The 21,156-nt window shown below is 51.0% G+C and carries 23 protein-coding genes; 14 read left to right on the forward strand and 9 right to left on the reverse strand.

Features of this window, described 5'->3' with window-relative positions:
- Positions 1-8: 8 nt before the first annotated feature.
- A complete protein-coding gene (gene uxaA / locus C1192_RS19840) occupies positions 9-1,496 on the reverse strand; it encodes an altronate dehydratase (protein WP_001199399.1) in 1,488 nt (495 codons plus the stop codon).
- 14 nt (positions 1,497-1,510) lie between these two features.
- Entirely contained in the window at positions 1,511-2,923 is a 1,413-nt protein-coding gene (gene uxaC, locus C1192_RS19845; protein ID WP_000187442.1) for a glucuronate isomerase, read from the reverse strand.
- Positions 2,924-3,406: 483 nt separating this feature from the next.
- On the opposite strand from uxaC, the gene exuT reads away from it, so the two are divergent.
- The 12 genes from exuT (at position 3,407) to C1192_RS19900 (ending at position 10,682) form a co-directional block, all read left to right on the forward strand.
- Positions 3,407-4,705 carry a hexuronate transporter ExuT gene (gene exuT / locus C1192_RS19850; RefSeq protein ID WP_001517135.1) on the forward strand — a complete coding sequence of 433 codons (1,299 nt, stop codon included), beginning with the start codon at positions 3,407-3,409 and terminating at the stop codon, positions 4,703-4,705.
- Between the two features lie 129 nt (positions 4,706-4,834).
- Entirely contained in the window at positions 4,835-5,611 is a 777-nt protein-coding gene (gene exuR / locus C1192_RS19855) for a transcriptional regulator ExuR (RefSeq protein WP_000406032.1), read from the forward strand.
- A 187-nt stretch (positions 5,612-5,798) separates the two neighbouring features.
- Positions 5,799-5,933, forward strand: coding sequence for a hypothetical protein (locus C1192_RS26215; RefSeq protein WP_422851371.1), 135 nt, complete (start codon positions 5,799-5,801; stop codon positions 5,931-5,933).
- A gap of 21 nt (positions 5,934-5,954) precedes the next feature.
- Positions 5,955-6,617 carry a DedA family general envelope maintenance protein YqjA gene (gene yqjA / locus C1192_RS19860; protein ID WP_000422149.1) on the forward strand — a complete coding sequence of 221 codons (663 nt, stop codon included), beginning with the start codon at positions 5,955-5,957 and terminating at the stop codon, positions 6,615-6,617.
- A gap of 3 nt (positions 6,618-6,620) precedes the next feature.
- A complete protein-coding gene (gene mzrA, locus C1192_RS19865) occupies positions 6,621-7,004 on the forward strand; it encodes an EnvZ/OmpR regulon moderator MzrA (RefSeq protein ID WP_001166776.1) in 384 nt (127 codons plus the stop codon).
- Positions 7,005-7,150: 146 nt separating this feature from the next.
- Positions 7,151-7,519: a DUF1090 family protein YqjC gene (yqjC, locus tag C1192_RS19870; RefSeq protein ID WP_010379140.1), complete on the forward strand. Its 369-nt coding sequence runs from the start codon at positions 7,151-7,153 to the stop codon at positions 7,517-7,519.
- A gap of 37 nt (positions 7,520-7,556) precedes the next feature.
- Positions 7,557-7,862 (forward strand): ElaB/YgaM/YqjD family protein, encoded by a 306-nt coding sequence (locus C1192_RS19875; protein ID WP_000031410.1) that lies wholly within the window; start codon positions 7,557-7,559, stop codon positions 7,860-7,862.
- A gap of 2 nt (positions 7,863-7,864) precedes the next feature.
- Positions 7,865-8,269, forward strand: a complete 405-nt coding sequence (locus C1192_RS19880) for a phage holin family protein (RefSeq protein WP_001517136.1) — start codon at positions 7,865-7,867, stop codon at positions 8,267-8,269.
- The gene (locus C1192_RS19885) at positions 8,259-8,558 is read left to right on the forward strand and encodes a YqjK-like family protein (RefSeq protein WP_000015590.1); all 300 of its coding nucleotides are present in this window, start codon (positions 8,259-8,261) and stop codon (positions 8,556-8,558) included. Before C1192_RS19880 ends, C1192_RS19885 begins: the two co-directional genes overlap by 11 nt.
- A gap of 186 nt (positions 8,559-8,744) precedes the next feature.
- On the forward strand, positions 8,745-9,137 hold the full coding sequence (locus C1192_RS19890; RefSeq protein WP_038354456.1) for a DoxX family protein: 393 nt from the start codon (positions 8,745-8,747) through the stop codon (positions 9,135-9,137).
- A gap of 68 nt (positions 9,138-9,205) precedes the next feature.
- Positions 9,206-10,192: a glutathionyl-hydroquinone reductase YqjG gene (gene yqjG, locus C1192_RS19895; protein WP_038354455.1), complete on the forward strand. Its 987-nt coding sequence runs from the start codon at positions 9,206-9,208 to the stop codon at positions 10,190-10,192.
- A gap of 121 nt (positions 10,193-10,313) precedes the next feature.
- Positions 10,314-10,682, forward strand: a complete 369-nt coding sequence (locus C1192_RS19900) for a DUF805 domain-containing protein (RefSeq protein WP_000384147.1) — start codon at positions 10,314-10,316, stop codon at positions 10,680-10,682.
- A gap of 33 nt (positions 10,683-10,715) precedes the next feature.
- On the opposite strand, the gene yhaJ is transcribed toward C1192_RS19900, so the two are convergent.
- On the reverse strand, positions 10,716-11,612 hold the full coding sequence (gene yhaJ, locus C1192_RS19905) for a DNA-binding transcriptional regulator YhaJ (RefSeq protein WP_001041020.1): 897 nt from the start codon (positions 11,610-11,612) through the stop codon (positions 10,716-10,718).
- 104 nt (positions 11,613-11,716) lie between these two features.
- On the opposite strand from yhaJ, the gene C1192_RS19910 reads away from it, so the two are divergent.
- Both C1192_RS19910 and C1192_RS19915 read left to right on the forward strand, forming a co-directional pair.
- Positions 11,717-12,418, forward strand: a complete 702-nt coding sequence (locus tag C1192_RS19910; RefSeq protein ID WP_000633605.1) for a pirin family protein — start codon at positions 11,717-11,719, stop codon at positions 12,416-12,418.
- A gap of 22 nt (positions 12,419-12,440) precedes the next feature.
- Complete coding sequence (locus C1192_RS19915; RefSeq protein ID WP_010379152.1) at positions 12,441-12,605, forward strand: protein YhaL; 165 nt, start codon at positions 12,441-12,443, stop codon at positions 12,603-12,605.
- A 208-nt stretch (positions 12,606-12,813) separates the two neighbouring features.
- Here the strand turns inward: C1192_RS19915 and cyuA are convergent, their stop codons facing one another.
- The 6 genes from cyuA to tdcD form a co-directional block, all read right to left on the reverse strand.
- The gene (cyuA, locus tag C1192_RS19920) at positions 12,814-14,124 is read right to left on the reverse strand and encodes a cysteine desulfidase (protein ID WP_000483437.1); all 1,311 of its coding nucleotides are present in this window, start codon (positions 14,122-14,124) and stop codon (positions 12,814-12,816) included.
- Between the two features lie 27 nt (positions 14,125-14,151).
- Positions 14,152-15,483, reverse strand: a complete 1,332-nt coding sequence (locus C1192_RS19925; RefSeq protein WP_000401606.1) for an SLC5/6 family protein — start codon at positions 15,481-15,483, stop codon at positions 14,152-14,154.
- A gap of 278 nt (positions 15,484-15,761) precedes the next feature.
- Complete coding sequence (tdcG, locus tag C1192_RS19930) at positions 15,762-17,126, reverse strand: L-serine ammonia-lyase (protein WP_038354454.1); 1,365 nt, start codon at positions 17,124-17,126, stop codon at positions 15,762-15,764.
- A 69-nt stretch (positions 17,127-17,195) separates the two neighbouring features.
- The gene (locus tag C1192_RS19935) at positions 17,196-17,585 is read right to left on the reverse strand and encodes an enamine/imine deaminase (protein WP_000719985.1); all 390 of its coding nucleotides are present in this window, start codon (positions 17,583-17,585) and stop codon (positions 17,196-17,198) included.
- Positions 17,586-17,598: 13 nt separating this feature from the next.
- Complete coding sequence (gene tdcE / locus C1192_RS19940) at positions 17,599-19,893, reverse strand: 2-ketobutyrate formate-lyase/pyruvate formate-lyase (RefSeq protein WP_038354453.1); 2,295 nt, start codon at positions 19,891-19,893, stop codon at positions 17,599-17,601.
- A gap of 33 nt (positions 19,894-19,926) precedes the next feature.
- Complete coding sequence (gene tdcD, locus C1192_RS19945) at positions 19,927-21,135, reverse strand: propionate kinase (RefSeq protein ID WP_038354452.1); 1,209 nt, start codon at positions 21,133-21,135, stop codon at positions 19,927-19,929.
- Positions 21,136-21,156: the final 21 nt, after the last annotated feature.

The following is a 21,156-nucleotide window of genomic DNA, read 5'->3' on the forward strand; positions in this document are numbered from 1 at the left end:
TTTCGATCTTATAACGTTACGCCGCTTTTAAAGATCGCCAGTTCGCGGAAGTCGTTACGCTCGTTGCAAGTTTGCTTACCGTTGGCAAACTCAACGATGGTGTCGATAAACTCTTCCAGCAACTGCGGCATCGCTTTACCGTGGATCAACTGACCCGCGTCAAAGTCGATCCAGTGTTTTTTCTTCGCCGCCAGTTCGCTGTTGGTGGCGATTTTCACTGTTGGAACAAAACCACCATACGGCGTACCGCGACCAGTACTGAACAACACCATATGGCAGCCTGCGCCCGCCAGTGCGCTGGTTGCCACGGCATCGTTACCCGGCGCGCTTAACAGGTTCAGTCCCGGCGTTTTCAGACGTTCGCCATAACGCAACACATCAACCACTTCGCTGGAACCCGCTTTCTGAGTACAACCAAGTGATTTGTCTTCCAGCGTGGTAATACCGCCTGCTTTGTTCCCCGGTGATGGGTTTTCGTAGATCGGCTGGTCATGGGCAATAAAGTACTGTTTGAAGTCGTTAACCATAGTGACCAGTTTTTCAAACGTCGCTTCATCGCGGCAATGACTCATCAGCAACTGCTCTGCACCGAACATCTCCGGCACTTCTGTCAGTACGGTAGTACCGCCATTAGCAATCACGTAGTCAGAAAAACGCCCCAGCATCGGGTTAGCGGTAATACCAGAAAGACCGTCGGAACCGCCGCACTCCAGACCAAACTTCAGTTCACTGAGTTTGCCCGGCTCGCGCTTGTCGTTGCGCATCACGTTATACAACTGATGCAGATGTTCGATCCCGGCTTCGATTTCATCGTCCTGCTGCTGGCAGATCATGAAATGAACGCGTTCAGGATCAATATCCCCCAGCGTTTCGCGGAAAGCATCAACCTGGTTGTTTTCACAACCCAGACCAATCACCAGTACTGCGCCCGCATTCGGATGGCGCACCATGTTTTGCAGCATAGTACGAGTATTGATGTGATCGTCGCCCAACTGCGAGCAGCCGTAGGTGTGGCTGAAGAGGAACACACCATCAGTCCCTTCGGCGTTGTTAGTCTCTTTCAGGAAACGATTCTGGATCTGCCGCGCGATGCCATTGACACAGCCAACGGTCGGCAAGATCCACAACTCATTACGCACCCCGACATCGCCGTTAGCGCGACGATAGATCTGCACTTCACGATCTGCCGCTTGTGCTGGCAGATCGTGAAAATCAGGTTGATAGCGATACTGATCCAGATCGCTCAGATTCGTGCGCGTATTGTGGGCGTGAACGTGTTCCCCCGCCGCAATATCCGCCAATGCATAACCAATCGGCAGACCATATTTAATGACGTTGGCTCCTTTTGCGATATCCGTTAACGCAAATTTATGTCCACGAGCGACGTCCTGACGCAGCGTAACAGTCTGGCTATCGACACTGACTTCTGTGCCTTCAGCCAGATCCGCTAAAGCGACCGCGACGTTATCCAGCGCATGGATCTTGATGTATTGCATATCAACCCCAGACCTTAGTTCAGTTCAATGGCGAAGTAGTCACGCGCATTGTTAAAGCAAATATTTTTCACCATCTCGCCCAGCAGGTTGATGTCCGCCGGTGCTTCGCCTGCTTCCACCCAGCGACCGATCATCTGGCACAGAATGCGGCGGAAGTATTCGTGACGGGTGTATGACAGGAAACTACGGCTGTCAGTCAGCATACCGACAAAGCGGCTCAGCAGACCGAGCTGCGCCAGTTGGGTCATCTGACGTTCCATACCGTCTTTCTGGTCGTTAAACCACCAGCCGGAACCGAACTGCATTTTGCCCGGCATACCTTCGCCCTGGAAGTTACCGATCATGGTGCCCAGCACTTCGTTATCGCGCGGGTTCAGGCAGTAAAGAATGGTTTTTGGCAGCAGGTTTTCTTCGTTCTGTTTGCTCAGCAGCTTAGACAGTTCTTCCGCCATCGGACGGTCGTTGATGGAGTCGAAGCCTACATCCGGCCCCAGCAGTTTGAACTGACGCAGGTTGTTATTACGCAGTGCGCCAATGTGGTACTGCTGCACCCAACCGCGACGTGCGTATTCGGCACCAAGGAACACCAGTACCGCAGTTTTAAACTGTGCCACTTCGTGCTCACTCAGAGTTTCACCAGCCAGACGGCGTGCCAGGATGCTATCCAGTTCCGCTTCGTTCGCTTCGGCAAACATCACCACATCCAGCGCGTGGTCAGACACTTTACAACCGTGAGCGGCGAAGTGATCCAGACGTTTGGTCAGGGCGGTTTGCAGATCAGCAAAGCGGCGAATGTCGGTGTCGGAAACTTCGCCCAGCTTCGCCATATAGTCGTTAAAAGTCGCCTGTTCGATGTTGAAGGCTTTATCCGGACGCCAGCTCGGCAGCACTTTAATGGTGAAAGAACCGTCTTTGGCGATCTCTGCGTGATGTTCCAGAGAATCAATCGGATCGTCGGTGGTGCCAACCATTTTCACGTTCATCTGCTGCATGATGCCGCGCGCGGAGAAGTTATCCTGCGCCAGCAATTCGTTACATTCGTTCCAGATCTCATCGGCAGTCGACGGAGACAGCAGTTTACCGGTGATACCAAACGGACGGCGCAGTTCCAGATGCGTCCAGTGGTATAACGGGTTGCCGATAGTGTGTGGAACGGTCGCCGCCCACGCATCAAACTTCTCACGGTCAGAGGCATCACCTGTACACAAGCGTTCAGCCACGCCATTGGTACGCATTGCACGCCATTTGTAGTGATCACCTTTCAACCAGATGTCATACAAATTCTTAAAGCGATAATCTTCTGCAATCTGCTGCGGCGGCAAATGACAGTGGTAATCGAAAATCGGCTGGTCTTTTGCGTAGTCGTGATACAGGCGGCGGGCAAATTCAGTATCTAACAGGAAATCTTCAGTCATAAACGGAGTCATTTTCGTCTTCCTCTCAACGAGTGAGCTAGCTTGCTTATGGTGCGATGCTGACAAAGTTATCACACCAATTTCCAGAGCCAGAAGATATTTTCGTGAGTTAGATCAATAAACGTAGTTAAAAAAATTACTCTCAAAGTGGTAAACGCCGCCGCAAGCCGCGCCATTTCTGGCCTCGTCATTATCCAGTAATGTCCCTACAAATATTCGCACATTTGTGATGGCTCTCACCTTTTAAAGTTGTATGACAAGTTATCTTTCTGCCGTCGCAAATCATAAGTCGACGGAATGCAAATTGCTGATTCATTCATTTGTTAGATGAATCGGGTTGACCGGTACGGAAGCCGAATTAGCACGAAACTTTCATGGCAACGTTCGGGGCGTGCCGGTTTTTTTTTCGGTTACCCGGTCGTAACTAACATCTTCAGCCTCTGGCGGGATGATGGCCGCGATTCCTGCGGATATAACAAAACGATGAGGTTTTACATGCGTAAAATTAAAGGGTTACGTTGGTACATGATCGCACTGGTGACGCTCGGCACCGTGCTTGGCTACCTGACGCGTAACACTGTAGCGGCGGCTGCGCCAACTCTGATGGAAGAGTTAAACATCTCCACCCAACAGTATTCCTACATCATCGCAGCCTATTCTGCTGCTTATACGATCATGCAACCGGTAGCGGGTTATGTACTGGATGTTCTGGGTACAAAAATCGGTTACGCGATGTTTGCCGTGTTGTGGGCAGTGTTCTGTGGCGCTACCGCGCTGGCGGGTAGCTGGGGCGGCCTGGCGATTGCTCGTGGTGCAGTAGGTGCTGCTGAAGCGGCAATGATCCCGGCGGGTCTGAAAGCCAGCTCCGAATGGTTCCCGGCGAAAGAGCGTTCCATCGCAGTAGGTTACTTTAACGTTGGTTCTTCAATTGGCGCGATGATTGCACCGCCGCTGGTAGTATGGGCAATCGTAATGCATAGCTGGCAGATGGCATTTATCATCTCTGGTGCATTGAGCTTTATCTGGGCGATGGCATGGCTGATTTTCTATAAGCATCCACGCGACCAGAAGCATCTGACCGATGAAGAACGCGACTACATTATTAATGGTCAGGAAGCCCAGCACCAGGTTGGCACGGCGAAAAAACTGTCCGTTGGTCAGATCCTGCGTAACCGTCAGTTCTGGGGTATCGCACTGCCGCGCTTCCTGGCGGAACCCGCCTGGGGTACTTTCAACGCGTGGATCCCGCTGTTCATGTTTAAAGTTTACGGCTTTAACCTGAAAGAGATCGCTATGTTTGCCTGGATGCCGATGCTGTTTGCTGACCTCGGTTGCATCCTCGGTGGTTACCTGCCGCCGCTGTTCCAGCGCTGGTTTGGTGTGAACCTGATCGTGTCCCGTAAGATGGTTGTAACGCTGGGTGCGGTACTGATGATTGGCCCGGGTATGATCGGTCTGTTCACCAACCCGTATGTAGCGATTATGCTGCTGTGTATCGGTGGTTTTGCTCACCAGGCACTGTCTGGCGCGCTGATTACGCTCTCTTCTGACGTGTTCGGTCGTAACGAAGTGGCAACGGCAAACGGTCTGACCGGGATGTCCGCATGGCTGGCAAGTACGCTGTTTGCGCTGGTTGTGGGTGCACTGGCTGACACCATCGGCTTCAGCCCGCTGTTCGCGGTACTGGCAGTGTTCGACCTGTTAGGCGCGCTGGTTATCTGGACGGTATTGCAGAACAAACCAGCGATTGAGGTGGCGCAGGAAACACATAACGATCCCGCACCGCAACATTAACGCAAAGTATAAGTTTTAGTTTCCCTTCGAAGCCGCCTTTTCAGGCGGCTTTTTCATCACTGCGAGTAGAGCAAATCTCGCAAAAGTGGTATAACAAATATAGTCTGCTGTATCATGCCTGGAGCGCATATGGAAATCTCTGAACCACGCCGTTTGTACCAACAACTTGCTGCTGACCTGAAAGAGCGCATCGAGCAGGGCGTCTATCTGGTGGGTGATAAATTACCCGCCGAACGTTTTATTGCCGATGAAAAAAACGTCAGCCGCACCGTGGTTCGTGAAGCCATCATCATGCTGGAAGTAGAAGGCTATGTAGAGGTGCGTAAAGGCTCAGGTATTCATGTGGTTTCCAACCAGCCTCGCCATCAGCAAGCGGCTGACGATAATATGGAATTTGCTAATTACGGTCCGTTTGAGTTGCTCCAGGCACGCCAGCTCATCGAAAGCAATATTGCTGAGTTTGCCGCTACCCAGGTCACTAAACAGGACATCATGAAACTGATGGCCATCCAGGAGCAGGCACGCGGCGAACAATGCTTCCGCGATTCCGAGTGGGACTTGCAGTTTCATATTCAGGTAGCCCTGGCAACGCAGAACTCGGCGCTGGCAGCCATCGTTGAGAAAATGTGGACCCAGCGTAGCCATAACCCGTACTGGAAAAAACTCCACGAACACATTGATTCTCGTACCGTCGATAACTGGTGCGATGACCACGATCAAATCCTTAAAGCGCTGATTCGCAAAGATCCCCATGCCGCTAAACTGGCAATGTGGCAGCATCTGGAAAACACTAAAATTATGTTATTTAACGAAACCAGTGATGATTTCGAATTCAATGCTGACCGTTACCTGTTTGCTGAAAACCCGGTTGTACATCTGGATACGGCTGCCAATAGCAATAAATAGCCCTCTCTTCTGACAGGCGCTGCCAGGTGCCTGTGCGCTTTATCAGTAAGCGAAAAGTATAAAGTGTCAGCCTGTGTAAATCCTCTCGCCACCCTCCCCTGCAATCAGCAAAATCAGACCCCACGGACATGTAATTTTGATAACGAACAACGTTGACCTTTGTTACAATTAGATTCAATTTGAATTTATGCTATTAAATGTTTTCTTATCTCACGTTTTAACAGGGAATAGTTCAGGCCGTGTTGGTGTCCTGACCCGCAATCCATACAAAAACAGTAATAACCTGGCGGGAGTGCATCATTTAAAACCGGCGTGGCGTTAACCGATTCACCAGGAATAATGAATGGAACTTTTGACCCAATTACTGCAAGCCCTGTGGGCGCAGGATTTTGAAACGCTGGCCAATCCATCGATGATTGGCATGTTGTATTTTGTCTTGTTTGTAATTTTGTTCCTTGAAAACGGCTTGCTTCCGGCAGCCTTTTTACCGGGCGACAGCTTACTGGTGTTGGTCGGTGTATTGATTGCTAAAGGCGCGATGGGGTATCCGCAAACGATTCTGTTACTGACCGTTGCCGCCAGCCTTGGCTGCTGGGTCAGTTACATACAGGGGCGATGGCTGGGCAATACCCGCACCGTGCAAAACTGGCTTTCCCATTTACCCGCGCACTATCACCAACGCGCACATCATCTTTTTCACAAACACGGTTTATCCGCGTTGCTGATTGGCCGCTTTATTGCGTTTGTCAGAACATTACTGCCGACTATTGCCGGGTTGTCAGGGCTGAATAATGCCCGTTTTCAGTTCTTCAACTGGATGAGCGGTCTGCTGTGGGTGTTGATCCTGACAACCTTAGGATACATGCTCGGCAAAACGCCGGTATTTTTGAAGTATGAGGATCAGCTCATGTCATGCCTGATGCTGCTCCCGGTGGTACTGCTGGTGTTTGGTCTGGCAGGTTCTTTGGTTGTGTTATGGAAAAAGAAATATGGAAATCGGGGGTAAGGGATGCAAATACCTCGCATGTCGCTTCGTCAGCTAGTCTGGTCCGGCGCTGCTTTACTGCTGGTCGGCACGCTGCTGCTGGCTTGGTCCGCGGTTCGTCAGCAAGATTCAACGCTGGCGATCCGTGCCGTTCATCAAGGCACGACGATGCCAGACGGTTTTTCCATCTGGCATCACCTTGACGCTCACGGCATTCCTTTCAAAAGCATCACTCCCAAGAATGACACTCTACTGATTACATTTGATTCCAGCGACCAGAGTGCCGCCGCAAAAGCTGTTCTCGACAGAACATTGCCTCATGGCTACATCATTGCACAGCAGGACAATAATAGTCAGGCTATGCAGTGGCTGACCCGGCTGCGAGATAACTCTCATCGCTTCGGATAACTTCCTGTTATCCGAAACATATCACTCACTTTGGTGATTTCACTGTTACTGTCTATGATTAATGAGGCGGTGGTTAACACTACCGCTTCGTTGTCTGGACAATCGTTCCTCTGTAATGGGTCCGAGTCACAATGGAAGGTTCAAGAATGAAATACCGCATCGCTTTAGCTGTTTCTCTTTTTGCTCTTAGTGTCAGTAGTTATGCCACTACTCTTTGTCAGGAAAAGGAGCAAAATATCCTTAAGGAGATCAGCTATGCTGAAAAACACCAAAACCAGAATCGTATCAACGGCCTGAACAAAGCCCTTAGAGAAGTACGGGCCAATTGTTCAGATAGCCAACTGCGCGCCGATCATCAGAAGAAAATCGCAAAGCAGAGAGATGAGGTAGCGGAACGCAAACATGATTTAGCCGAGGCCAAACAAAAAGGCGATGCGGATAAGATTGCCAAACGCGAACGGAAACTGGCAGAAGCGCAGGAAGAGCTGAAAAAGCTGGAAGCGCGCGCCTACTAATCCGCAATAGTCACTACTTACTCACCTGGAGAAAACTATGTCGAAAGAACACACTACGGAACATCTGCGTGCTGAGTTGAAATCCCTGTCTGATACGCTGGAAGAAGTACTAAGCGCTTCAGGAGAGAAGTCGAAAGAAGAGTTGAGTAAGATTCGCAGCAAAGCGGAGCAGGCACTGAAACAGAGCCGTTACCGTCTGGGTGAAACCGGTGATGCAATTGCCAAACAGACCCGTGAAGCGGCGGCACGTGCCGATGAATACGTGCGTGAAAATCCGTGGACAGGCGTAGGCATTGGCGCTGCCGTCGGTGTAGTGTTGGGCGTTCTACTGTCTCGTCGTTAATTATGGCGGACACTCAGCACGCGCAAGGGCCCGGTAAAAGCGTTCTGGGCATCGGGCAGCGAATTGTCACTATCATGGTTGAAATGGTGGAGACACGTCTGCGGCTGGCGGTGGTTGAACTGGAAGAAGAAAAAGCCAATATCTTTCAGTTATTACTGATGCTGGGTCTGACGATGCTTTTTGCTGCATTTGGTCTTATGAGCCTGATGGTGCTGATTATCTGGGCGATTGATCCGCAATATCGCCTGAATGCAATGATTGCCACCACCGTGGTGTTGTTCCTTTTAGCGCTGATTGGCGGTATCTGGACATTACGCAAGTCGCGGAAATCGACCCTGTTGCGCCATACGCGCCATGAACTGGCGAACGATCGGCAACTGCTCGAGGAGGAGTCCCGTGAGCGGTAAAGTCGAACGTGAACGCCGCAAGGCACAGCTACTTAGCCAGATCCAGCAACAACGGCTGGATCTTTCCGCCAGTCGTCGTGACTGGCTGGAGGCAACAGGCGCTTACGATCGTCGCTGGAATATGCTGTTGAGTTTGCGCTCCTGGGCGCTGGTTGGCAGCAGCGTGATGGCTATCTGGACAATTCGCCATCCGAATATGCTGGTTCGCTGGGCCAGACGCGGTTTTGGCGTCTGGAGTGCCTGGCGTCTGGTTAAAAGTACGATTAATCAGCAGCAGCTTCGCGGTTAATTACCTCTCTGGCCGGAGTCATTCCGGCCTTATCCCTCAAATTTTTTGAAAATTTTTGACAGTTTTCCTTGCTAACAATCACCATTCACTACGTTTATGCTTCTCTCCATCGACAGCAACGACGCTAATACCGCGCTCTTGCAGAAAAAAACAATCAGCGGCCTGAGTGGCGCAGTGGAGAGTAAGATGAAAAAATTAGAAGATGTTGGTGTACTGGTAGCGCGTATTTTAATGCCAATTCTGTTTATTAGCGCAGGTTGGGGGAAAATTACCGGTTATGCAGGCACGCAACAATACATGGAAGCGATGGGTGTCCAGGGCTTTATGCTGCCGCTGGTGATCCTGCTTGAGTTCGGTGGCGGCCTGGCAATCCTGTTCGGTTTCCTGACGCGTACCACCGCACTGTTTACCGCTGGCTTTACACTGTTGACGGCATTTTTATTTCACAGCAACTTTGCCGAAGGCATGAACTCGCTAATGTTTATGAAAAATATGACTATTTCTGGTGGATACCTGCTTCTGGCGATTACCGGTCCGGGCGCATATAGCATCGACCGCCTGCTGAATAAAAAGTGGTAAGCACAGGCTATACTTAACGATAAAAAACGAGGAGGAAGCTCCTCGTTTTTGCTATTGGAGGAAAAAAAATGGGTCAACTGATTGACGGTGTCTGGCATGACACCTGGTACGACACAAAATCCACCGGCGGTAAATTTCAACGTTCAGCTTCCGCATTTCGTAACTGGCTCACTGCCGATGGCGCGCCTGGGCCGACTGGCAAAGGTGGTTTTGTCGCAGAAAAAAAACGCTACCATCTCTATGTTTCACTCGCCTGCCCGTGGGCACACCGCACGCTGATTATGCGTAAACTCAAAGGTCTGGAACCGTTCATCTCTGTTTCCGTGGTGAACCCACTGATGCTGGAAAATGGCTGGACCTTTGATGACAGTTTTCCAGGTGCAACCGGCGACACGCTCTATCAACACGAGTTTCTGTATCAGCTTTACCTTCATGCCGATCCGCACTATAGCGGTCGTGTCACCGTTCCCGTGCTGTGGGACAAAAAGAATCACACCATCGTCAGCAACGAATCAGCGGAAATCATCCGCATGTTCAATACCGCTTTTGATGCGCTGGGTGCGAAAGCTGGTGATTACTACCCGCCTGCACTGCAAACGAAAATTGACGAACTCAATGGCTGGATTTACGACACCGTTAACAATGGCGTCTATAAGGCCGGTTTCGCCACCAGCCAACAGGCCTATGACGAAGCAGTGGTAAAAGTATTTGAATCACTGGCACGCCTGGAACAGATCTTAGGGCAGCATCGCTTCCTGACAGGTAACCAGCTCACCGAAGCCGATATTCGCCTGTGGACCACATTGATCCGTTTTGATCCGGTGTATGTCACCCACTTCAAGTGCGATAAGCACCGCATCAGCGATTACCTGAACCTGTACGGCTTCCTGCGCGATATCTACCAGATGCCGGGGATTGCCGAAACTGTCAATTTCGATCATATCCGTAATCACTACTTCCGCAGCCATAAGACCATCAATCCCACCGGGATTATTTCGATTGGTCCGTGGCAGGATCTCGATGAACCACACGGGCGGGATGTTCGCTTCAGCTAAACAAAGGTACCCTTCACGATGCCTTATTAATTCATCAAGTTAATATTTACTGTCATTTCATTCATGTCTATTCTTAATTTGCTGCTTTAAAAACAAGTGATTGAGCAAAATTGAGGCAAAAATGGACTGGTATCTGAAAGTACTGAAAAATTATGTCGGTTTTCGGGGACGTGCGCGGCGCAAAGAGTACTGGATGTTTATTCTGGTCAACATCATCTTTACGTTCGTGCTGGGGCTGCTGGACAAAATGTTAGGCTGGCAACGCGCCGGTGGCGAGGGCATTCTGACGACCATCTATGGCATTCTGGTGTTTTTACCGTGGTGGGCGGTTCAGTTCCGTCGCCTGCACGACACCGACCGCTCGGCATGGTGGGTGCTACTGTTCTTAATCCCGGTTATCGGCTGGCTGATTATCATCGTGTTTAACTGCCAGGCGGGTACACCAGGTGAAAACCGGTTTGGGCCAGACCCAAAACTGGAACAAGAATAATAATTAAGCACCTTGCAAAAGGTGCTTAATGGATTATTTTGCCGTAAACAATTTAGGGATTTCTCGCAAACACCAGGATTTTGCCTCCCCCATACTGTCGCGACGCCACGCCATAATAATATCGATTTCGCTGGTCGATTCCGGGCTGACTACACGCAACCGCCCTTCAGCAATATCTTTTTCGACCATCGGGTACGGCATGGTTGCCACGCCAAGCCCCGCCAGTAACGCCTGCCGTTTATCTTCAATGGTGCTGACCGTTAAGCGCGGCTGTTTGTCCAGCAACTGCACCGTCAATACCGGACGCTCACGGGCGGTATCTGCCACCGCGATCCCACGATATTTCACACGCGTAACCTCCGAAAGCGGCTCCGGCTCCTGATGAATCGGGTGATTCGGCGCGGCGACGTAGACATTCATTAAGGTATAGAGCTTGCGCGAGTTGATCTCCGACGAAGAACGAAAATGCATATCCGGCGCGATAACAATATCTGCCCGGCCCTGCTCCAGTCGCTCCCACGCCCCCGCCAGCACCTCGGTGATGATTGCCAGTTGGGTATTGGCTTTCGCCGCCAGTTTGTCGATTAGCGGGAAAAAGGCCGACGTCGGCACCAGCGCCTCGGTCACAATAGTGAGATGTGTTTCCCAACCGCGCGCGAGGGCTTCGGCATCAGTAGTCAGTTTATCTGCTGCCTCCAGCAGAACACGTCCCCGCTCCAGCAACATACGCCCGACATTGGTGAATTTTGTCCGATGCCCCGAGCGGTCAAACAGCACCACATCCAGCTCTTCTTCCAGTTTTTGCATGGTGTAGCTAAGCGCAGAAGGCACGCGTCCCAGCTCATCTGCTGCTGCCGCAAAACTGCCACGGCGATCAATAGCATCCATAACACGCAGTGCTTCCAGCGTTAATGCCCTTTCTTTGGCCATGTCGTTCTCATTCAGGAAATTTGAACATACCGGGCAGAATATCTGGCTAACAATGTAGCGTCCAGCCCCTTACCATAAAAGGAAGTAAAGAGAGGTCAAGAATTATGATTACTACCCGAACTGCCAGACAGTGTGGACAAGCAGACTACGGATGGTTGCAGGCCCGGTATACTTTTTCCTTTGGACACTACTTCGACCCTACATTGTTAGGCTATGCCTCCCTGCGTGTACTTAACCAGGAAGTGCTGACCCCAGGTGCCGCCTTCCAGCCGCGAACCTACCCAAAAGTCGATATTTTGAATGTGATTCTGGATGGAGAGGCAGAATACCGCGACAGTGAAGGCAATCATGTTCAAGCCAGCGCTGGTGAAGCCTTATTGCTTTCTACTCAGCCGGGCGTGAGTTATAGCGAACATAACATCAGCAAGGACAAATCGTTAACGCGGATGCAGCTTTGGTTGGACGCTTGTCCACAGCGGGAGAATCCGCTGATTCAAAAACTGGCGCTTAATATGGATAAGCAGCAATTAATCGCCTCGCCCGATGGCGCGAAGGGTAGCCTGCAACTGCGCCAGCAGGTGTGGCTGCATCATATCGTGCTCGATAAGAACGAAAGCGCGAGCTTTCAACTACACGGCCCGCGTGCCTATTTGCAATCGATTCACGGTCAGTTTCATGCGATTACGCACAACGAAGAGAAAGCGGCGCTGAGCTGCGGCGACGGGGCGTTTATTCGTGACGAGACTAACATTACGCTGGTTGCCGATTCCCCACTGCGCGCTTTGCTGATAGATTTACCCGTCTAGTTGTTTTTACAGGGAGAAGATGGTGAGTAAAAAATCGACGAAGAAACGTCAACAAGTGAAGTCCGTAGTGGCGAAAGAAGCCACCCGCGCTACTAAAAACTTTGGCTATGAAGAGATGTTGAGTGAGCTGGAAGCGATAGTCGCTGATGCTGAAACGCGGTTAGCCGAGGATGAAGCTACCGCGTAAAGACAGGTTGCCGGATGCGGCGTAAACGCCTTATCCGGCCTACAAAACCAACAAATTGCACAACCCGCAGGCCGGATAAGATGCGCCAGCATCGCATCCGGCACCGGGTACAAAACCCAACAAAACCAACAAATTGCACAACCCGTAGGCCGGATAAGATGCGCCAGCATCGCATCCGGCATCAGGTATGACATCCGAAATCCGGCGCTTATCTGGCCTTGCTCGCCATAATCTCGATAATCTGCCGATCCGTTTGCTGCATCGAATGGCTTGCCAGCGCACACAGATTGGCAATCGACTGCTCAACATCATGCGCCACAATGCCTTCATTGCCGGTCACGGCGGTATCATCCAGCGCCATTAACACCGCTTTCCATGCTGCCGAAGCACTGGTCGAAACCTTCATAGCACAACTGTTCGATGCGCCATCGCAAATCATACCGCTAACATCACCGATCATACTGCTGATCGCCATTGAGATCGTTTCATAACGCCCATCCACCAGCCATGCCATCCCGGCGGCGGCCCCCATTGCAGCCGTCGTTGCAGCACACAGCGCAGACAATCGCGGCAACTGGTTATGGATGTAAATCGCGCTCAAATGCGAAAGCATCAACGCGCGCGCCAGACGCTCATCATCAGCACCGAAGTGTTCCGCTACCACTACCACAGGCATTGTCGCGGTGATCCCCTGATTACCAGAACCCGAGTTACTCATCGCCGGAAGCGTTGCGCCGCCCATACGCGCATCAGATGCCGCGCTGGTACGAATCACAATTGACGAAGAGAGATCTTTCGCCAGCAAACCGCGTGCACACTGTTTTTCCAGCGTCGCGCCAATATGCAACCCCCAGTTACCGCTTAAACCTTCCTGCGATAATGCGCAATTTAACTTCGCAGAATCGAGAATAAAGCGAATCGCCTCAAACGGCACTTCATTGACGAACTTCAGGATCTCTGCCAGCGTCGTATTAGACAGCACCGCCAGCGGCGACTCTTGCTCGCCCTCGGCCACACACGCCTGCTGAGTAAACACCACGCCATTGTGCGTCTCAATATGCACAATGTTGGTATGTCCGCCGACGATGGTGACACAAGCCCACTTCTCACCACTCCAGACTTTGGCGCGAGAGAAGAGGATTTCATCGCAAGGCTCCTGGATCTTAACCGACACTTTTCCCGCCGCCAGCAACGCTTTGGCATCGGCAATCGCCTGTGCTGTCGCATCTTTCAGCACTTCCAGCCCAGCTTTGGCATTTCCGCCTAACGCTCCCAGCGCCGCTGCAATCGGCAGCCCCACCATTCCCGTACCGGGAACGGTGACCCCCAGACCGTTCTTCATCAGATTTGGCGAAACCCAGGCTTCTACACGTTCAACCGGACCTTCCAGTTCTGCCGCAGCAACCGCCGCTGCCAGCGCCAGTGAAATAGGTTCAGTACATCCCAGCGCCGGTTTTACCTCCTCCTGTACTGCGAGGATGTAACGCTGCCATAACGGATTTAAAGTCGAATTAAACATAATAAAAACCTTAAAATTTCAGGTAAATCAAGAAAATGCCAGGAACGGTGAAACACAGAGCAACAAACCGGTGACGATAATCAGGTACAGAGAGGCACCTTTGTATTTGTGCAATGCCGGTACTTTGTAAACCAGCCACGCCGGGATCAGGCACCCCACCATGCCGAAAATCGGGCTACAGATAGAGGTGAAGCTCAACACCGGCGCGTTCAGTACGATGGCGCTCCAGGCCAGTAAAATAGCGAAAATCATGATGCCGCGCTGGACGAGATTTTCGTTAATCTTCTCGGCTGGTATCTTGCGGCGCAGGATGTTCATTACTATCCCTTGCGTGGCTTCGCGAAAGCCTAAATAGACGCCAAAGAACGCGGTCATTACGGCAAAGATATTGAGAATGACGCTGACCACTTTTACCCACGCTGCGCCATCACCGCTAATAAACTGCGCGGCAATCGCCAGGGCAGAAATATTCTGCTCATAGGCTTTTACCGCTTCGTCATGTCCCATCGCCAGGGTGAACGACACGGCATAGAAAAAGACAGTGACGAACAAAATGCCAAATGCAATGTTCATTGCCCGTAGCGCTTTATGTCGCGCCACTTCAATCGATTTTTCCCGCGAGCGATAGGAAATCACCATCGGGCTTAAAGTCTGAATAAACAGGATTGAGGTCAGAGTAAACGGCAGCGTAATAATCGCGTTTTTCACCAGCAGCCCCAGCGGCGGCAGCGAACCCACGTTATACAGATGCCACATTCCGACCATCGACACGCCTAATGCCGCGACTACCAACAGTTTGGTCAGCACCATGCCGGTTGAAATTTTGAATAACAGTTTCTCGCCGCGTGAGGAGATCGCCACCAGAATACAAATCAGTACCAGTCCATAAAACGGATTGTCTGACAGCACGCTTTCGGTCACGCCAAAAGTATGCAGATAGGAGGCACTATCGTTGGTGATGGCGGTGGAATAGACGAACATCCAGATCACCAGCATCACGAAATAAAGTGCACCTAACAGGATGCCCCAGTTTTTGCCTAAATAGCCACTGATGACGCTCGGATAATCTTTACACTCCGGCGATTCGGCCAGCGTATTAATAAACAACCGCTGAAACAGATACATTGCCGGGTAACCAATCACTGATGAGAGCAAAAATACCCACAATCCCATCAAACCGACCTGCACCGGGAGAAAAACAATCCCCGCGCCAATCGCCATCCCAATACTCATAATCACCCAACCGGTGTCGGTACTGTCGAATTTGATTGCTTCACGCCACTCACTTTCGCTCATTCCAGCACGACCCGCCGGGGTCGAAGCGTCTGCAATAACGCCTTTATTCGATGCAATTTCCATAATTTCTCGCTCAATATTTTGTAGGGCTTATTATTTTTTTCCGAGCCGCATCAAGGCGATATGCGGTCTACGTTTTTTGCAGGCGAGTTATTAGAATAAAGAAATGATACGCGTGAGGTCAGAGAAAATCTTCACAATCAAGACTTTGAAATAACGGTGATGGATAATAATTTTCTACCAAATCGATAAATAGGAAATGGTTATTCTCTATTTGCGGCAGATCACAATAAAAAAGGGTGCGCATTTTGTGCACCCAAGGATGAAAGCTGACAACAATGTCAGCCGCAGACCACTTTAATAGCCAGTCCTCCGCGTGAAGTTTCGCGGTATTTATCGTTCATATCTTTGCCAGTCTCATACATCGTCTCGATCACTTTATCGAGCGAAACACGTGGTGCAGAGGTACGCTGCATCGCCATCCGCGCTGCGTTCACCGCTTTCACGGCATTAATCGCATTCCGCTCAATACACGGAATTTGCACCTGCCCGGCTACCGGATCGCAGGTCAGCCCAAGGTTATGCTCCATGGCGATTTCCGCCGCATTACACACCTGAGCCGGGCTACCGCCCAGCAGTTCGGTTAGCCCTGCCGCTGCCATCGAACAGGCCACGCCAATTTCCCCCTGACACCCCACTTCCGCACCGGAAATGGAGGCATTCATTTTATATAGCGCGCCGATAGCACCAGCCGCCAGTAGAAAACGAGCGATAGAGCGCTCATTGAGCGGACGGCGGAATTTATCGTAATAGGCCAGCACCGCCGGAATAATACCGCAAGCGCCGTTAGTGGGTGCCGTCACTACACGTCCACCAGCGGCGTTTTCTTCACTGACCGCCAGAGCAAACATATTGATCCAGTCGATCACATTCATTGGATCGTTAGAGATATTGTCACTAGAAAGCAGCAAGCGGCGCAGCGCCACCGACCGGCGTGGGACATTGAGCGGGCCAGGCAATACGCCTTCGGTGTTCATGCCGCGTTCAATACCGTCAGACATCACCTGCCAGATACGCGCAAAACCAGCGTCAATTTCCGCTTTGCTGCGCAACGCCAGTTCGTTTTGCATCATCAGACCAGAAATAGACAGCCCATTGTAATCACACATTTTCAGCAGTTCGCCTGCCGAATGGAAGTCATAAGGTACTGGCATTTCGACATCATGCGTCAGGCCGAAGTGTTCGTCTTCAACAATAAAACCGCCGCCGACAGAATAATAGGTTTTGCTTAAGAGTTCTTTCTGCCCTTTCCAGGCAGTAATCCGCATTCCGTTCTCATGACGCGGCAACATTTCCGGATGAAAAATAATGTTTTTTGCTACAGGAAAATCAACCACATGTGCGCCTGCCACCACCGGGAGTCGACTACTGCGCGTCACAAGTTCAATAAATGCAGGGATCTCATCAATAACAACATCCTGCGGACTGTTCCCTGCCAGTCCCATGATGATAGCGATATCCGTGGCATGGCCTTTGCCCGTCAGTGACAACGACCCGTAAAGATCGACCACAATGTGGCTCGTTGCGGTTAATAAACCACTACTTACCAGCCGATCGATAAAACTTTTTCCAGCATTCATTGGCCCCACGGTATGCGAACTGGAGGGACCAATACCAATTTTGAAAATATCGAATGCACTAATCATAACCACACTCTCGGATTGCCACTCTGTGAAGAGGAGTGGGACGACTCTGCGGCCGCCCCACTCCAGGCTTTACACGCTACGTACTGCGATAGCTTCGATTTCCAGCTTCACATCTTTCGGCAAACGCGCGACCTGCACGCAGCTACGGGTCGGGTAGGTCGCCTGATGCTCATCAAAGAACTGCTTATAGACTTCATTGATGGTGGCGAAGTCGTTCAGATCGGTGATAAATACCGTCATCTTGACGATATCGCCCACGGACAAACCGGCAGCGACAACAATCTCTTTGACGTTTTGCAGGCTTAAACGTGCCTGATCTTTCACATCAGCCGGGATCTCGCCGCTCTGCGGGCAAACCGGAATTTGCCCGGAAGTGAAGACCATGCTGCCTAAATCCACACCCTGAACATAAGGGCCGATTGCCCCCGGGGCACGTTGCGTTTCGATAATTTTTTTCATACATCCTCCGGCGTCAGAGCGCCTGGGTAAAGGTACGTGAAATCACATCCTGTTGCTGTTCACGGGTCAGCGCGTTGAAGCGCACAGCGTAGCCAGAGACACGGATTGTCAGGTTAGGGTATTTTGCCGGGTGCTCGATGGCATCCAACAACATTTCCCGGTTCATAACGTTGACGTTGAGATGTTGACCGCCTTCGATATCCGCTTCGTGGTGGAAATAGCCATCCAGCAGACCGACAAGGTTGGTTTTGCGTACCGGATCTTCTTTGCCCAACGCCGCAGGGACAATTGAGAAGGTGTACGAAATACCGTCTTTGGCGTAGGTGAACGGCAGTTTCGCCACAGAGGTCAGCGAAGCCACGGCCCCTTTGCGGTCACGACCGTGCATCGGGTTAGCGCCAGGGGCAAACGGAGTACCCGCACGACGACCGTCCGGCGTGTTACCTGTCTTCTGTCCGTACACGACGTTTGAGGTGATCGTCAGAATCGACTGGGTCGGCACGGCGTTACGATAGGTTGGTAGCGCTTTAATTTTCTTCATAAAGCGTTCAACCAGGTCGCAGGCAATACTGTCTACGCGCTCGTCGTTGTTGCCGTACTGCGGATATTCACCGTCAATTTCGAAGTCCACCGCCAGACCGTTTTCGTCACGAATCGGTTTCACGCGAGCATATTTAATTGCGGACAAGGAGTCCGTCGCCACCGACAAGCCAGCAATCCCGCATGCCATCGTGCGATAAACATCACGATCGTGCAGTGCCATCAGCGAGGCTTCGTAGCTGTACTTGTCATGCATGTAGTGGATGAGGTTCAGCGCGCTGATGTACTGCACCGCCAGCCAGTCCATGAAGTGGTCGAGGTTATCCATCACTTTGTCGTAGTCCAGCACGTCGTCCATCAGCGGAGCCATTTTCGGGCCCACCTGAATCTTCAGCTTCTCGTCCATCCCGCCGTTGATTGCATACAGCAATGTTTTCGCCAGGTTAGCGCGTGCGCCGAAGAACTGCATCTGCTTACCAATCACCATTGGGCTGACGCAGCAGGCAATCGCGTAATCATCGCTGTTGAAGTCAGTGCGCATCAGATCGTCGTTTTCATACTGCAAGGAAGAGGTGACGATAGACACTTGCGCCGCATATTTTTTGAAGGCAATCGGCAGCGCTTCCGACCACAGAATAGTCAGGTTAGGTTCCGGTGCTGGCCCCATAGTGTGCAGGGTATGCAGATAACGGAAGGAGTTTTTGGTCACCAGTGTGCGGCCATCCAGCCCCATCCCGCCGATCACTTCCGTAGCCCAGATTGGATCGCCGGAGAACAGCGAATCAAATTCTGGTGTACGCAAGAAGCGCACCATGCGGATCTTCATAATGAAGTGGTCGATCAGTTCCTGCGCCTGCTGCTCATTGAGCACACCGGCTTTAAAGTCGCGTTCAATGTAGATATCGAGGAACGACGCGGTACGACCAAGAGACATCGCACCACCGTTTTGCGATTTCACCGCCGCCAGGTAGGCGAAATAGAGCCATTGCACCGCTTCCTGCGCATTTTGCGCCGGACGGGAAATGTCAAAGCCATATTTCGCTGCCATTTCCTGAATCTGTAACAGCGCACGACGATGTTCTGCCAGTTCTTCACGCAGACGGATAGTGGCTTCCAGATCTTCGCCTTTTTCCAGACGAGACTGAAGATCGGCAAATTGCAGTTCGCGTTCACGCACCAGATAGCTGATGCCGTACAACGCCACGCGGCGATAGTCTCCGATAATACGTCCGCGACCATAACCGTCCGGCAAACCGGTCAGTACCCCAGATTTACGGCAGCGCAGCATATCCGGTGAATAAACATCAAATACACCCTGGTTATGGGTTTTACGCAGATCGGTAAAGATGTACTCAAATTCGCTGTCCATTTCACGGCCATACGCGTGGAATGAACTTTTAATCATATTAATGCCACCGAACGGATGCAGCGCGCGTTTTAACGGCGCATCCGTTTGCAGACCCACTATTTTTTCCAGCGGCTGATCAATATATCCCGCATCATGAGCGGTAATGGTGGTGGCAATATTGGTATCGAAATCTAACGGCGCGTGAGTCGCGTTTTCGATACGAATGCCCTCCATTACTTTTTCCCACAACGCCGTGGTTGCAGGCGTTGCTTCGGCAAGGAAAGATTCATCCCCTTCATAAGGTGTATAGTTGTGTTGAATAAAATCGCGGACATTAATTTCGTTTTTCCAGTCCGTACCTTTAAAGCCAAGCCATGCGTCGGCGTACAGCTTATCGCTGGTATCGATATCTACCTTCATGAAAAATAATCTCTCTACAATACTTCAACTAAATTATGCAAATTCTGCGGGGGCGTTTACTTTGCCTAAATGAATCGCATCTAAGGCAATCATTTTTTCTTCGTTGGTCGGAATAACGGCGCAAATTACGCTCGCATTTTCACTGGAAATAATTCGTTCACCGTAAGAGTTAGATCGATTATTCATTTCTGTATCAATCTCTACTCCTAATACAGCTAAATGTTCCATAACCAAACGACGAATTAAACTTGAGTTCTCCCCTATTCCACCGGTGAATATAATTCCATCCAGGCGATGTAATGAGGCAGCGTGTCCGGCAATATGGCGGGCAATTCGGTGAACAAAGGTTTTAATTGCCAGTTGTGCACGCTCATGGCCTTCATGCCAGGCTTTTTCCAGTACGCGCAAGTCGGAAGAAAGACCGGAAATACCTAATAATCCCGACTCTTTATTTACCACGCGTTCCAGGTCGCCCAGGCTCTGGTTGGTTTGACTCGCCACCCAGGACATCGCACCGAAGTCAACATCACCACTGCGCGTGCCCATCATCAACCCTTCCAGCGGCGTCATTCCCATTGAGGTATCCACGCTCTGACCATTGCGAACTGCACAGATAGATGCACCATTGCCAAGATGCGCGACCACCAGACCGGAGTCATCTTCCGCCAGATCCAGCAGCGAATAGGCGCGCTGAGAAACGTAGCGGTGCGAGGTTCCGTGGAAGCCATAACGACGCACGCCAAGCTCTTCGTAATATTTCCACGGCAGGCCATATAAATAAGCCTCTGGAGCCATTGTCTGATGGAAGCTGGTATCAAATACCGCCACCTGAGTTACACCTGGAAATAATTGCTGTGCCGATTCAATACCACTTAAATTGGCGTAATTATGCAGCGGCGCAAGCGGGGAAACACGGCGGATATTATCAATGACCTCATCGGTAATAATGGCGGACTCGGTAAAAATACTGCCGCCGTGGGCGATACGGTGGCCAATTAAGGCCACTCTGTCATTTAAATTCCGTTTTTCCAGTTCAAATGCAATTGCCTTCAATGCACCTTCGTAGCTGTGGTGAGCCAGCGGTGCTGGCTCTCCTCCATTTACGGATAAGAATGCATTTTCCGAGTTAATACCATCGGCAATACCTGACATTAATACTTCACAGTCTGAGGTATCCAGCACAGAAAACTTAATTGAAGACGAACCACAGTTAATAACTAAAACAACCGGAAATTCATTCATCTCTTTTCTCATCCTGAGTTA

Source organism: Escherichia marmotae (assembly GCF_002900365.1).
Taxonomy (GTDB): domain Bacteria; phylum Pseudomonadota; class Gammaproteobacteria; order Enterobacterales; family Enterobacteriaceae; genus Escherichia; species Escherichia marmotae.